The sequence below is a fragment of the Haloferax sp. ATB1 genome (genome assembly GCF_000730175.1).
On the sequence record NZ_JPES01000010.1, the window covers coordinates 20175 to 35101 of the forward strand.

Annotated in this window: 11 protein-coding genes and 2 CRISPR repeat arrays (1 of these 13 only partly in view); of the genes, 8 read left to right on the plus strand and 3 right to left on the minus strand. The window is 59.7% G+C overall.

The features are described 5' to 3' along the window. Positions 1-252 precede the first annotated feature (252 nt). Positions 253-486, plus strand: a complete 234-nt coding sequence (locus ATB1_RS01620) for a hypothetical protein (RefSeq protein WP_042661965.1) — start codon at positions 253-255, stop codon at positions 484-486. A gap of 16 nt (positions 487-502) precedes the next feature. Then, on the plus strand, positions 503-700 hold the full coding sequence (locus ATB1_RS01625) for a hypothetical protein (RefSeq protein WP_042661966.1): 198 nt from the start codon (positions 503-505) through the stop codon (positions 698-700). A gap of 167 nt (positions 701-867) precedes the next feature. Continuing rightward, positions 868-1818: direct repeats of the CRISPR family, unit length 30 nt; unit sequence GCTTCAACCCGTCTACGGTCCGGCTGGAAG. A gap of 104 nt (positions 1819-1922) precedes the next feature. Here ATB1_RS01625 and cas2 read toward each other — a convergent pair. From cas2 to cas4, 3 genes are read right to left on the minus strand one after another with little or no spacing between them, the layout of a single operon-like run. Then, positions 1923-2183: a CRISPR-associated endonuclease Cas2 gene (gene cas2 / locus ATB1_RS01630; protein WP_042661967.1), complete on the minus strand. Its 261-nt coding sequence runs from the start codon at positions 2181-2183 to the stop codon at positions 1923-1925. After that, entirely contained in the window at positions 2183-3178 is a 996-nt protein-coding gene (gene cas1b, locus ATB1_RS01635; RefSeq protein WP_042661968.1) for a type I-B CRISPR-associated endonuclease Cas1b, read from the minus strand. Before cas1b ends, cas2 begins: the two co-directional genes overlap by 1 nt. Before the next feature lie 6 nt (positions 3179-3184). Further along, a complete protein-coding gene (gene cas4 / locus ATB1_RS01640; protein ID WP_042661969.1) occupies positions 3185-3736 on the minus strand; it encodes a CRISPR-associated protein Cas4 in 552 nt (183 codons plus the stop codon). A gap of 621 nt (positions 3737-4357) precedes the next feature. Here cas4 and cas6 point away from each other — a divergent pair. From cas6 to ATB1_RS01670, 6 genes are read left to right on the plus strand one after another with little or no spacing between them, the layout of a single operon-like run. Further along, the gene (cas6, locus tag ATB1_RS01645) at positions 4358-5155 is read left to right on the plus strand and encodes a CRISPR-associated endoribonuclease Cas6 (protein WP_042661970.1); all 798 of its coding nucleotides are present in this window, start codon (positions 4358-4360) and stop codon (positions 5153-5155) included. After that, complete coding sequence (locus ATB1_RS01650) at positions 5148-7307, plus strand: TM1802 family CRISPR-associated protein (RefSeq protein WP_042661971.1); 2160 nt, start codon at positions 5148-5150, stop codon at positions 7305-7307. Before cas6 ends, ATB1_RS01650 begins: the two co-directional genes overlap by 8 nt. A gap of 9 nt (positions 7308-7316) precedes the next feature. Next, on the plus strand, positions 7317-8396 hold the full coding sequence (cas7b, locus tag ATB1_RS01655; protein ID WP_042661972.1) for a type I-B CRISPR-associated protein Cas7/Csh2: 1080 nt from the start codon (positions 7317-7319) through the stop codon (positions 8394-8396). Next, positions 8396-9250, plus strand: a complete 855-nt coding sequence (cas5b, locus tag ATB1_RS01660) for a type I-B CRISPR-associated protein Cas5b (protein WP_052367644.1) — start codon at positions 8396-8398, stop codon at positions 9248-9250. The genes cas7b and cas5b overlap by 1 nt, the downstream gene beginning before the upstream one ends. After that, positions 9251-9826 carry a CRISPR-associated endonuclease Cas3'' gene (locus tag ATB1_RS01665; RefSeq protein WP_042661973.1) on the plus strand — a complete coding sequence of 192 codons (576 nt, stop codon included), beginning with the start codon at positions 9251-9253 and terminating at the stop codon, positions 9824-9826. It abuts the gene before it with no gap. 8 nt (positions 9827-9834) lie between these two features. Then, a complete protein-coding gene (locus ATB1_RS01670; protein ID WP_042661974.1) occupies positions 9835-12102 on the plus strand; it encodes a CRISPR-associated helicase/endonuclease Cas3 in 2268 nt (755 codons plus the stop codon). Between the two features lie 104 nt (positions 12103-12206). Beyond that, positions 12207-14927: a CRISPR direct-repeat array (repeat unit 30 nt; unit sequence CTTCCAGCCGGACCGTAGACGGGTTGAAGC) (it continues 460 nt past the right edge of the window).

The window sequence follows — 14927 nt, forward strand, 5'->3', positions numbered from 1 at the left end:
AGTATGCATAGGTGCATAGGTATCACTGAGAAGCGTGGTTTAATAGGTCACAGAAATGGCCGAGCGTTGCAGCGCCCGACCGCGCTTCTTGACGCCCAAGAAGCATGCAGACAACCACAATCGACATCCAAGAACGTACCGACACTGTCCCCGAGTCATGTCCCACCGGCAAGCCGTGGTGTGGTGACCCCAGAAGTGCCGCCCACCCGTGTGTCACTCCGGACGATCCCACTTTGGGGGTGCAGGCTTACGATGGCTAAGACAGCACCGACGCACGAGCGCCTCCGAATGCATCTCACACAGGCCGCAACGCGGGCCGAGAACGCCACGGTCCAGACCCACCTCAACGCAGCACTCGACGAACTCGAGACACTCCCAACGTCGCTCCGGCGCTGTCCCGGCTGTGGCCGTGTGGGCCTGCCCGAACGGATCGAGGTGCATGACTGTCCAACCGGCCGTGCTGTGCGGGGTGAGAGCGATCGGTGACTAGGCCCAAGCAGACGTGTGGGAGGAGATCGCCCGCGAAACGCTCGCGCTGCACCTCACCCAAACCGCAGAGACTGTTGGGGAGACGTCACAGCCGCTCGCACAGGCACTCCACACGGGACAGGAACTGAACACAGGAGGTCTGGACGCTGCAAGAATTGACGAACTTGAGCACCACGTGACATACCTCGAAGTGCTTAGCGACGCTCCCTAACGAGGCAGAGTGCCATAATTTTGGCTCTGGTGAATCACGGGTTACCACCAAAGTGGAACAACCACAGCAGGTAACCGACGACGCACTCCATTATCGTCGGCAGTTGAGTACCACGACTAGCTAGAGGTGCAAGCTCAAGGCTCCGGGGAGACGAACGATCACCGGGCGCTTCAACCCGTCTACGGTCCTGCTGGAAGCGAAGTCGTCGAGCGTGTACAGCTCCTCGAAGGCTTGGCTTCAACCCGTCTACGGTCCGGCTGGAAGCGGCATCTTGCCAAGACGAGTGCGCGGGTTCGAGACCGCTTCAACCCGTCTACGGTCCGGCTGGAAGAGACCACACTAACCCTGATCACGTCTTGTTCAATTCGCTTCAACCCGTCTACGGTCCGGCTGGAAGGACGCCCGCTGAGGTCTACGAGGCCCGCGAACACGGCGCTTCAACCCGTCTACGGTCCGGCTGGAAGTCGAGTGTCCCGACTGCTCGGCTCCCCTCGAAGTCGTCGCTTCAACCCGTCTACGGTCCGGCTGGAAGGCCGCATAAACGTCGCCACAGGCTTCACACGTCCGGCTTCAACCCGTCTACGGTCCGGCTGGAAGCTGAGAAGTCAGCCATTAGAGCGTCGAGAACCCGGTGCTTCAACCCGTCTACGGTCCGGCTGGAAGTCTACCGCTGGCAGGGCGACTTCGTCTTCCGCGGCTTCAACCCGTCTACGGTCCGGCTGGAAGTCGAAGTGCTCCCCGATCTCGGCAACGTCGAAGTGAGCTTCAACCCGTCTACGGTCCGGCTGGAAGGAGGTCGAAACGATCGGCCATGTCCTCTGCGATGGTGCTTCAACCCGTCTACGGTCCGGCTGGAAGACGTCGAGGTCTGCTTTCATCGACGCGTCGCCGAGCTTCAACCCGTCTACGGTCCGGCTGGAAGCCCTTCTGTGACCTGTTCGAGGTCCGCGATCGAACCGCTTCAACCCGTCTACGGTCCGGCTGGAAGCGTTTGAGCCACGCGACGACCAAACCGAACGTGAGGCTTCAACCCGTCTACGGTCCGGCTGGAAGGCGGGCCTCATGAACATCAGCTATAACAACACCACGCTTCAACCCGTCTACGGTCCGGCTGGAAGTATGCCCGATCTACGGACGTGAGCGGTCCTTCTTGGGGAATTCACTCAAGTGTTTCTGTCGACCCCCAATTCTGGGTCAACCCCCGGGGGGTCGACAGAAGTGGTTAGGTGAAGCGGCTTCCGGGGTCTTCGGTGTCGCCGTACGTGGTGAGATCGACGGCTCCGACGCGTTCGGCTTCGAAAACGATGATCGAATCGTCGGGTTCGAGGAGATCTTCGATGTCGTTTTTGATCTCGACGAGAAGCCCAGGCGTGATGTCACCGTAGAAGACCGAGTATTGAACGTGTTCGAGGCGGCGGCGGAGCATTTTCTTGTAGCGCTCAGTCCGTCCCGCGGGAACGTCGTAGACGATGAGGACGAACATTACCACCAGCGCTCCGTTGCGTGGTATGGTTCTCCGGTGAGGATGTGTTTTTTGAGGCTATAGACGTCCGTCTGGACGAGTGTCTTGTAGCTCACGTTCCGGTTGAGGCGTGGGTGATTGACGGTTCGGTCAAGCGTGCGTTCGTATTCTTCGAGAACGGTTTGTCGGCCGTGCTCCGTGAGGAGGCAGCCATCGAGCTCGTCTTCGAAATCGTCGAAGGAGAGCTGTTGTCGGTTGACGAGTCGGAACATCACGCGGTCGGCCAGGATGGGTTTGAAAATATCCGCGATGTCAAGGGAGAGCGTGTATCGGCGTTCGCCCGGTTCGTGCATATAGCCGACGCTCGGATCGAGTGCGGTTTTCCGAATTGCGGAGACGCAGGTCGTGTACGTCATCGCGTTGAGGAAGGAGAGCAATGCGTTCGCTTCGTTGGACGGAGGGTTGTATTCTCGTTTCGTGAGGTCGAAGGGATCACGGAGAATCTCGTCGAAGCCGCGATAGTAGCGTTTACGCGCGGTGGCTTCGACCCCCCGGAGTTCTTCGATGTCCGCGGTCGTTTCCGCGCGTTCTTTGAGTGCTTGGAGTTCTTCGAGTAGGTCCGTGAATTCGTGGTCTCGCTGGTCGTAGTAGCGGATGTTGACGCGCATGTTGTGAATGCTCGCAGCGATGATTCGCTGTGCGATCTGTAGGCGCCGTTCCGTGTCATCGTATGCGCGAACTTGCTCGACGACGGTGTTCCCGGAGACGTGGGTGCGTTTCGGGAGATACGAACCACGGTAGTAATCCTTCCAGCCGAAGACGTGGACTGGAATGCCGTGCTCGTTGAGGAGACCGAGCGCGCGTGTGTTGAACGTGATTTGCCCGTGTAAGTAGAGCGCGTCGATGCTCTCGACCTGGAGGTGTTTCGTTCGTCCGTCGAGTGTGTCGATCCGGAGCGTGCTTTCGTTACGTCGGAGGTCGCCGTCGGCGAAGACGTGGTGATTAGGTTTGACCATGTGTGTTCACATCCAGCAGATGTCCTGGTACAGACACGAGTCGCAGACTGGTTTTTTCTCGAGTTCGGGCGGCACGTCCGCTTCGACGACTTCGATGATCCCGCGCAGCACGGCCTCGATACGTGCTCGATTCTCGTCGTCGAGTTTGACACGCTCACGCTTTCGCTCTTGGGGGTAGGCGAGAACACCGTCTTTCTCGATATCGAGAACTGTTTCGAGATACCAGAGGTAGTAGAGGAGTTGGAGTTTCGGTGGTTCTTCGAGTTTCGACGAGACTTTCACCTCCATGATATCGCCGGAATCGTCGAGTACGTCGATCGCGATTCGGCCATTCACTTGGAAGGATTGGCGCTTATCCCGATAGCTCGTTTCGTCTACGCGTGTTCCCCGGCGAATGTTTACTGACCCGCGGTCAATATCGATCCCCCGGGACATGAACCAAAGCTCGCGCTTACAGACTTCGAAGTACTGGACCATGAGACCAGTAATTCTGATCGGTGGATCTCGCCAGGGGTCGCGTTCGGCGTCAACGATATCCGAGAGACTCGTCACAGCCATAACCTAGTTGACACGACGCACGACTTAATATCTACTATAGATATTACTTATGGGGACTTGGAACTGCACGAAGTCTAGTTATTTATGTGCACCCAGAACAACATAGAGATATGCGACAACAGGACGACGTATGGAGTCAAATCAGCGAGCGTGATAGACAACTGCCTCTCCTGACACTACAAGAGGCGACCGCTCTACAAAGTCATTGCTCCCCTCGGAGGTGCTTGAAGAATCTCCTCCAATTGGAACGGAGGCACCTCATCAGTTTTCACTGGACTAACCGGAGTGGAAGTAAGATCATTGTTATTCAGCCAATCAAAAGCGATCGAGAGGATTCAGAGGTGTCAATATGAATAGCGAAATTGATAGGTGGCATTGGTACATACAGTTAAACGTCTCGTGGATCCGCTATTCCAGTAGGTCCACCGATGGCCAATTCGACCATCGGATAGATGGGTTGAAGCGGGGACCTTGGTACTGCGAGACCCGACGCTTCCAGCAGGTCCACCGTTCGGTGGGTATCTTTCTTTTGTTTGTCCATACTTTCATATCACGAGACACGAAATTGTTGGCTGTCATGTCCGGGAATACTTTCGGACGGTTTGGCAGGGGAGGTGAGGAGTGCGGCTTTTAGTTCGACTCCGAGCTGACGCTGACGCAGCATACGATAACCAGTATCACCGGGGGCTCGCAGGTCGCGTGTGGCGTGCACTCGACGGCGAACAGTTCGACGAACTCCACGACCAGAGCGAGCCGACGGGGCTCTCGATGAGCAATCCCTTTCCGGTCGGACCGATTGAGGAGGGAGACCGGCGGAACGTCCTTATCGCCTCTGCGCGTGACGATGTCCTACATGCGGTCGCGTCCAGTCTCATCGAGGACCGTGAGTTCAATATCAAGCAGATGCCGTTTACTGTCGAGGAAGTCACGGGTATCGAGCCGGACGTCGGAGAGCCCGGAACGGAGGGAATGCTCACGACCGACACTGGGCTCGTGGTTCGGATTCCTCACTGGAAGTTCGACGAGTACGGCATCGACGCACCGAGCGACGCACCGGAGTTCTGGAGGGCGAAGCACACGCTCGAGCCACTGAAGGAGCAACTCGAGAACAACCTGGACCGGAAACACGGACTATATTGTGACGACTACCTCCCAGGGCCGAGCGACGTTGAGGGCGACCTCTTCACGAGTTACGAGCACATCAAGACGTACGCACTCCCTGTGACCGTCACAGAGGGTGTGACAGAAACACACGTCCTCTCGAAGTTCCGTTTCGGGTATCGCGTTCGAGATGACGACCACCGGCGCCATCTCAATCTCGCGCTGGACTGCGGGCTCGCCGAGCGGAATAGTCTGGGGTTCGGCTTCGTGAATATCCGCGAGGACAAGCGCGTCCCGCCAGGAGGGCGTCGTGTCTGAGTCGTTCACTGAGCGATTCGACCGCTACTGGGGTGAGCGTCCGGTCACGTCGCTTCGTCGCGTCCAGACGCTCTACGGCGCGATCGCCGAAGCACGGAGCGGCGGAGGCTCGGTCGTCCCAGAAGAGTTCCAACTCTACGTCACACCCGGAGAACTCGACGGGTTCACCACGGCGGAAGGTGGAAGCGACGGCCCAAAACTCGTCACGGTCTACGTCGACCTGACGGACGAGCCGACGCTCGACGGCGTGGAAGCGTCGACGTTCCGTCAGGATGACGTGCCGAAGCTCGGGTTCTCCCGCTACCCGTGGGGTCGCGGTATCGACCATAGTATCACGCGGCGTGGTGCGAAAAGCGGGTCGTCCGTCTCGACAGCGACGACGTACTGTGTGGACTGCCTCCGTCGATGGACGAACGCCGACGACAGAGAGCCTGCAGTCGGTCGGGTCGTGGACGAGCATCCAGACGGACGGATCATCGAGGGGCTACAGTCCATTGGCCAGCGTGATGGTCTCGAAGACGACCTCGAAGGGCTTCTCAAACAGTCGTTCGACGGCGGGGCACGAGTTACAGCGACCGTCGCCATCAAGCTCGATACAGATGGGCTTGAACACGCGCCCTCGGGCGACCCAGACGACGGCTACTACTACCCCGGGCAACTCCACGTGCTCAACGCGGGAATGCGTGCACGGAAAGAAGAAAAGCTCGCGCGAAAAAACCTCGAGAAATCAGACCCGCCGTCGCGCGGTGAAGCCGCATGCCTCGTCACGGGTGAAACCGAGACGGTCTTCGGGACGGCTGAAGACCCGCTCGCCTTCTTCACGGTGCAGCACGCGGAGAAGTTCAACGGTCTCAAGAAGCCCGAAGCGTGGCGTGCACACTCGATTTCCGCGGAAGCCGCATTACTGATCCAATCTGGGAGTTCGATGGTCGAGGGATGTCGAACGACACGTCGCGGGCGAAGCATCTACACGATCCCGTACTTCACGCAGATGGACGGGACGCGAGCCCAGTACCTCGACTTCGCGCTCGGCGAAACAGCCATCGAGACGCAAGCAGACCTCGTCGAAGTCCAGAACGCGATCGAAGCACTGGACGAGGGTGCCGTGGCCGACCTCCGGTTCTACGTCGCCGTCGTCCGGAATGATAGCGGCGACATCAACGTCCTCACCGAGACACCTGACCTCTCGATCCAGCCCGCACGTGAACTCGCGGAAGCCCACATACAGGTCCTCGAAGGCTCGACGTTCGACAAATCCGCGGGATTCAACCAACCTCCAGAGTGGGTTCCCATCTCGGACGGGATCACCACCAAACCAGTCCTCTACTCGATCGTCGATGGACTGTACGCGTACGGTACGCTCTCGACGCCGGGCGGCGACGCGCCACCGGCGGACGACCCAGCAGACTGGCTGACGTTCACGCTCCTCTCCGGTGATGGGGAAGCGATCCCCGTCGAGCGACTCCTCGATGAATACGTCGAACGTATCGTGGCAGAGCAACGTGACGACGACGAGAACCGCCTGCCCGAGTCGCATCTCAAGACGCAGTTCGCACAACTCGAAGCGCTTGCCCGTGTCGACCGACTCACAACGAATACCACCAACGACGCACTGACCGCCCTTACACGCATGCCAACAGCAACGACCGATACCGACGTAGCCACGGATGAGTTCCTCGATGAGGACGGAAACCTCGTCGCTTTCTGGAACTTCCGCAAGTACCGTCTCGACCGATTCATTGAGGAGCGCCCGGCGTTCGAAGAACCCGACCGGCTCGGCGCCTTCCTCGCGGGGGTTCTCGTCGGCCAAGTCGGGGACTATCAGGCCCAAACCCGAGAGATGAATCAGACCGTCCTCCAGCAGTATCCCGCAGAACAGATGACTGGCGGCCGGATCAACCAGTTCGTCCCCAAACTCGTCGACAAGATGAACGCGTACGCGAGCGACACCTCGTATGGATCGTCGCTCTTCCCCGAACTGGAAGAGCGCCTCACTGACCTCCTGGGAGCGCAATGGGAGATCCGAACGTCCGACCTCCGATTCCACTACGCAATCGGCCAGCTGTACGGGAAGCGAGCCAGGAATCGAGCGCACGACCTCCGAGAGGACGTCGCACAGCGATCCGGAATTGAGCTCGAGAACAACCAGTAACCACTCACCATGACCGAAATCACAGACACCGTCGCGAACCGCTCCGAGATCGTCTTCATCACCGACGCCCAGGACTGCAATCCGAACGGGAATCCGCTCGGCGAGAACCGACCCCGACAAGACCCCGTCACTGGCCAGGGCGTCATCACAGATGTCCGTCTGAAGCGCTACCTCCGCGACCAACTCGAGGCCGACGGACACGGAGTCTTCGTGAAGAAGACTGCAGAAGGAACAAGTGGGAGCCGTGCTGCGCTCGCACTTGACGTACTTGGTGATATCACGACCGAGGAAGAACTCGAGGAGATCGACGACATCGCCGAGCAGTTCCTCGCGAACGCGCTTGACGTTCGCTACTTCGGTGCGACGCTCAGTTTCAACAAGGACGCAGAAAACCCCGTTCACGAGGCCCTCTACGATCAGTTCGAGGGAGGAAACTACACGGGCCCCGTCCAGTTCAGCCCCGCTCGGTCACTGAACGCTGTCGAACTCAACGAGGAGTCGAACACACTCACGAGTGTCATCTCCACGAACGAAGGGAAGGACGTCGGTGGGTACGGACTCGACGACCACCGCATTAAGTACGGGATCTTTCCGTTCCACGCGATTATCGACGAGCACGGCGCGGAGAACACGGGCCTCACCGATTCGGACGTCGAACGTCTCGATACGCTCTGCTGGCGTGCGCTGAAGAATCAGACGGTGAGTCGTTCGAAGGTCGGACAGTCCCCACGGCTCTATCTCCGTGTCGAATACGCGAAGGAGGGCTTCCAAGACGGCGACCTCCACAACGCGATCACGCTTGACCGAGAGAGTGCGGGGAATAGTGAACCGATGCCTGACGAAGAACTCCGAAACGTCAACGACGTTTGTCTCGATGTGACGACGCTCCTCAACCGGCTGGAGACGCTCTCTGACGCCGGTCAGGTCGAGTCTGTCGCCGTGATCGGGAGCGAGTACCTCTCAGTGAGTGTCGACGGCGATGTTATCGGAACCGCTGCCGACCTCGGGAGCGAACTCAACGTGCGTGGTGTTCCGACCCACGAGGTCGACGTATACGAGGAGTTCCAGGAAACGCTCCCGAGTGAGTGATGGCACGCCGAGATACGAACGGGGCGTACCGTGGTCCCACGGTGACCGCGGACGACCCACCGACAGTAGACGACGGCGTCCCATCGAAGTGCCTGACGTTCACGCTCACGGGAGACTGGGGGCACTTCCGGAGAATCGACCGGACGGTGACGAAACAGACCTATCGAGTGCCGCCACGAACAACGCTCGCCGGTCTGCTCGCCGCCGTCGTCGGTGTCGGCCGTGACGGCTACTACGATATCTTCGCCGACGACACGTCGGCTATCGCGGTCGAGTTGCTCTCCCCACCGCGAACGGTGTCGCTGCCGTCACTCGGCCTCGGGACGAATCCGAACGAGACGTTTTCGAGCAGTGGCGGTACGGGGAACAAGACCGTCAAAGTCCAGTACCCGGACAGCACGGCCGCACGACAGCTACACAGCTACCACTATCTCGTCGAGCCCGCGTATCGGGTGTCCGTCGCCGTCGAAGACCCGGTCTTCTACGGAACGCTCCGCGACAGACTCGAAGAAGGAGTCGCGTACTATCCACCGACCCTCGGGCTCTCTGAACTTCACGCCGCAATCGGATACGAGGCGAAACAGACCGGTGAACACGCTGTCGAACGCGTAGCGTCACCGGACCGCTGTACAGTCGACTCACTCGTTCCGAACGGCGTCGACGCAGTTATCCCCGACACCGAACAATCCTATGCGGTTGAACGCGTCCCTGGAACAATGACTGCCGACGAGACATCCCGGAAGACGACTTCCTACGTCGATTACGCGTTCCGGGAGGACACCGGTCAGTTGACTGTCGACGCGTCGAAGGTTGAGGTTGCGAAGGTTGACGGTCGAACGCTGGCGTTCGTCTAGATGTACGACGACATCATCGCTCGACCCGGTGAGAACGGAGCTGAGGACGAACTGCTGACGGTGCACAGTGAGGATGTCGCCGAGCTCGCACCCGACCTCTGCGGTGACGACTTGCGTCGCCTCGCATCCATCGTCGGCCGTCTCCACGACTTCGGGAAAGCGACGACGTACTTCCAGCACCACGTCCGCGGGAAACCAGTCAAAGATGTCAGGAGTACGTATCACGCCCGGCTTGGCGCGTTCGCCGCCTTTCACGTTCTCACCGAATGCGGATACGATGACCGCGACTGCCTCGCCGGCCTGCTCAGCATCCTCCGCCACCACGGTCGACTCCCCGACGCAGCCGAGCAGCTAGTCAAAACGACCAAAGCAGAACGTGCCGAGGAAGGCAGCGCGTATCTGGCCGGCCAACTATCGGATATCGAAGACGGCGAAGATCGGACGGCAGTCGCCCACGAGTTACTCCAGAAGGCCTCCGGGGGCACTGTCTCCTGGACGTCCTTCAGGGATGCGATGCGTGAGGGCGACATATACGACAGAGTCCTTGATCTGGTCGGAGAGGCGAAAGGGAGATAAAGGCGTTAGTGCTACTGGTCGAGCCGTCTCCGGATTCCCTCCCCGACGCGCTCTACGACCGAACGGTACGGCTCTGGAGTGTCCTCACGTTCGCAGATAAAACGTGTTCCGCTGGACTCGAAGACGACCGCCGGCTCCGTCCAGAATCCCTCGAACTCGACGATCTGGAGGACGCTATCGAAGCGAAACGACGCGGCCTCTCACCCCCTCCTAAATTCGCAGAACACGACACCGATCTCGGCGGTGACGCGTCCGACGAAGCGACGCTCAATCAGCTTCGTGAGGGCATTCGACGCCACGTCAAGGAGAACGCACGGGCGTTCGCAGACCGAGACGACCACGTTGCGACACTCACACTCCCCACTGGCCTCGGAAAGACCTTTACCGGAATCACCGCCGCGTACACGATCCGTGACGAGACACGACACGAAGAGCTGGGCGAGCAGCACGCGCCTCGCGTTGTCTACGCTCTCCCCTACACGTCGATCATCGAGCAGACACGGGACGTTTTCGAGAACGCGCTCAACGCCGACCCGTTCGGGCGAGCGTTCACGGTCCATCACTACCTCAGCGACACCGTCACCTACCCATCTATCGCCGGACTCGAATCGATCCCAGACCAAGCGACCGATGACAGCGTGTACTTCGATGCGTCTCGCTTCGCGGAAAGTTGGCGCAGCGGAACCGTGCTCACGACGTTCGTCCAGCTGTTCGAGAGTCTCACCGGTCCGACAAATGCCCGCGGCCTCAAACTCCCAGCGCTCCATGACGCCGTCATCATCCTCGATGAACCCCAAACCCTTCCGAAAAGGTGGTGGCCCGCGATCAGATACCTCGTCGATCTGCTCATTACCGAGTACAACGCCCGCGTCGTCTCGATGACCGCGACGCAGCCGAGCCTCTTCGACAACGCACCCTTCGACGTCTCGTCGCTACTCTCAGCATCTGGACAGTCAGCACCCCCGATCGAGCGAGCGGCGTTCGATGCTGTTTCCCGTACAACGTACGAGATCGACGAGTCGATTCCCGTCGACGAACACACTGGGGACGTAGACTACTGCAGTCACACCACTGCGGGAACCCGACTCGTTGAATCTGTCACAAGGAATGACACCAATACATCGGCACTCGCTGTTTGCAACACGATCGAAAGCGCATCCACGCTCACAACCGCGACAACGACCGCAGCAACCGCAGCTGGAACGCGAACGAAGCACATCGGCGCAGTTTATCGATCTACTCTCGACGAACTCTCCGCATCGCAACCGGCCACAGAATCAGTTAGCACCGAAGTACTCGACCAGGAACCAGATACGCCGGATCTCGCAGTCGCAGTGCTCGAGAAACTCGGCTTCGAAGCGACAGCCAAGTCGACTGAGGACGTCACGGATTGGACGTGGCAGTACAGCGGTCCGTCCGACAGACTCCTCATTGGTGAGTTTTCCTCGCGGTACCGTCCACGGGATAGACGCGTGCTAGTGACTGTCGCCACAGTTATCGCACGCTCGACCCAGCCATTCGCCTTCGTATCGACACAAGCAGTCGAAGCCGGCGTTGACATCAGCTTCAGCGCGGTCTTCCGTGACCTCGCACCACTCGACAGTCTCGTGCAGGCCGCCGGCCGATGCAACCGCTCGTTCGAATGGGGGCTCACTAGCGGTGATGTCACCATCTGGTCACTTGGACCGACTGAAGACGGCGCAGAGCCACCCGCGAACTACATCTATCCCCAAGCAGAACTTACCAAAGTCCGCCGAATTCTGGACGGACTCTGCGAGATGCGGGGTTCGCGGGTGGTCCCCGACACTGCCGTCGAGACAGACGCCATTCCCGCGTACTTCGACTGGGTCGCCGCCGAGAACGAAGCCGAGGTCGAAGATCGAGAACTCACGCACGCCCTCGAGACTTGCCAAGGAGAGGTTCTCGCACGCCGAAGTCTCATCGATAGCGGATACGAAACCCGCGACGTCATCGTCGCACACACCCCGGTCGAGCGCAGAGCAACCAAGCGCCTCACAGAACTCCTCAGTGAGAATTCTCACGAACAAGCAGCGGGATTCGAACTACTGAATCACCTCAGTGGTCTCCGTGTCTCCGTCCCTCTCAAGAGCCTCGAAGGAGTGACCACGATCACCCGAATCGACGGCCGACCACTCAATGACCCCGAAGGCGTTAACGTCCTTACCACCACCCAAACCGGAAACGGCCAATTCTATGACCTCGCCGACGGTGGTCTCAGAATCACCGATCTCATCAGCGACCGCTTCTCCATCTAATCAGTTCTGTCGACCCCCCGGGGGTTGACCCAGAATTGGGGGTCGACAGAAACACTTGAGTGAATCCGAAAAGAAGAGCCGCTCACGCCCATAGATCGGGCATACTTCCAGCCGGACCGTAGACGGGTTGAAGCTCAGGTGAACGACGCACACGGAACGGACTACGAAGCTTCCAGCCGGACCGTAGACGGGTTGAAGCTCCACAGTCGCGGAACCTCTGGCGTGCACGATTCATCCTTCCAGCCGGACCGTAGACGGGTTGAAGCGGCACAGAACGTCTCGAACGCGCAGAAGGTCGTCTTCCAGCCGGACCGTAGACGGGTTGAAGCTCCGAGAGCGCCTCACGACGACGCTCTCAGTTTACTTCCAGCCGGACCGTAGACGGGTTGAAGCGAGCATGGTTCCGCCGTTGTCGAGTTCGTCGACGGCTTCCAGCCGGACCGTAGACGGGTTGAAGCGACCACGTCGAGAGTCGACGCATGAGACGAGGCGAGCCTTCCAGCCGGACCGTAGACGGGTTGAAGCGGCGACCAGGAGGACGACGATGCCGACGAGTGACCTTCCAGCCGGACCGTAGACGGGTTGAAGCCACCACTACGGAGCGTCACTAATGCCAGTCACGACCCTTCCAGCCGGACCGTAGACGGGTTGAAGCGCAGGAAGTCTCGTGCTGTCGAATCTCCATCGCCGCTTCCAGCCGGACCGTAGACGGGTTGAAGCACGGAGATGTCCCGCTGGGTCTTCGAGACCTTGAACTTCCAGCCGGACCGTAGACGGGTTGAAGCGTGTCGCCTCGTTGAGCGGTCACGGCGACGCCGTGCTTCCAGCCGGACCGTAGACGGGTTGAAGCTTCCGGAAGCCCGACGGCTCTCTCACGAGCGAGTACGTCTTCCAGCCGGACCGTAGACGGGTTGAAGCCTTTGGTTAAGTCCAGTAGGTTCATAACCAAAGGTTCTTCCAGCCGGACCGTAGACGGGTTGAAGCATCGTCTCAGACCTTGTCGATGCCTTTCCTGACGCCTCTTCCAGCCGGACCGTAGACGGGTTGAAGCGAGCGCCGCCGCGACGTCCACATCCCCGAGTTGCTCTCTTCCAGCCGGACCGTAGACGGGTTGAAGCCCCACGCGGAGCAGAGCTTATAAACCAAGAGAGACCTTCCAGCCGGACCGTAGACGGGTTGAAGCGACCGCGACGACTCCAGCGAGTGGGAAAGCCACCTGCTTCCAGCCGGACCGTAGACGGGTTGAAGCTCGCAAAACGCGAGTGGGAGCCGGGATGCATCAACCTTCCAGCCGGACCGTAGACGGGTTGAAGCAAACACTTTTCGTTTAGTGTGACTTTTCATCAACTTCCAGCCGGACCGTAGACGGGTTGAAGCTGAGTCGAACAAGGGTTGTCTGCGTTGCCGTCGACTTCCAGCCGGACCGTAGACGGGTTGAAGCATCTCACGGAGGCGGTCGGCGTCGGTTAAAACACGCTTCCAGCCGGACCGTAGACGGGTTGAAGCTGACGGTAGTGCCGATGCGTTTGCGTCTGTACTAGCCTTCCAGCCGGACCGTAGACGGGTTGAAGCGCGGCCAACGCGATGGCCTCGAACGCGTCGACGCCTTCCAGCCGGACCGTAGACGGGTTGAAGCCGAGGTGACTCATGGGCACCCGGAGCCTGAGAGCTTCCAGCCGGACCGTAGACGGGTTGAAGCGACGCGGCGGACCGCAAGGTCGTGCTTAATTCGGGCTTCCAGCCGGACCGTAGACGGGTTGAAGCCTCGGCACCTACTCCATTGAGGCGATGAAAAGCGGTCTTCCAGCCGGACCGTAGACGGGTTGAAGCAGGAGATGGGGGATGCCTCCCCCTCGCTCGAAGCGTTTCTTCCAGCCGGACCGTAGACGGGTTGAAGCGCGGGGCCGAACGCCTCCGTACTCGGCGGCGAGTTCCTTCCAGCCGGACCGTAGACGGGTTGAAGCTGCATGAGCAAACGTGATCTCAAGAGTGGCCAGTGCTTCCAGCCGGACCGTAGACGGGTTGAAGCATCACCTCTATCCAGACGGCCCAAGGCCGGTTGATGCCTTCCAGCCGGACCGTAGACGGGTTGAAGCAACGAGCCGTCTACGGGTGACATTTCGAACGTCAATCTTCCAGCCGGACCGTAGACGGGTTGAAGCTTCCATCACCACCGACGCCGCCTGCACCCCCGAGCGACTTCCAGCCGGACCGTAGACGGGTTGAAGCAGTTGAGGAGAGACACAATGCAGAACGAAATCGAAACTTCCAGCCGGACCGTAGACGGGTTGAAGCGCGGAGTAGTCGAACTCGGCGCGGTCGTGTCCGCACTTCCAGCCGGACCGTAGACGGGTTGAAGCAATGATCACGTCCATGATCCCCCACAGCGAAGCCGCGCTTCCAGCCGGACCGTAGACGGGTTGAAGCCTATCGTGCAAGAGCTATTCGACGGCGTCACGTCCGTCTTCCAGCCGGACCGTAGACGGGTTGAAGCATCGTGCTCCCTCCGAATCCGAGTTCGAGGGCCTCGCTTCCAGCTGGACCGTAGACGGGTTGAAGCCGCTCGAAAGCCACCGAGAAGCTCGAAACATCGACGGCTTCCAGCCGGACCGTAGACGGGTTGAAGCAACTTCAACGTCAATCCGATGGTCGAACGGCGAGTCTTCCAGCCGGACCGTAGACGGGTTGAAGCTCGGCCTCCCCGTCGGTCTCGATCTCGAGCGTCTTCTTCCAGCCGGACCGTAGACGGGTTGAAGCATCAACGAGGCTCACGACTTTTGGGTTAAAATCGGCTTCCAGCCGGACCGTAGACGGGTTGAAGCCAG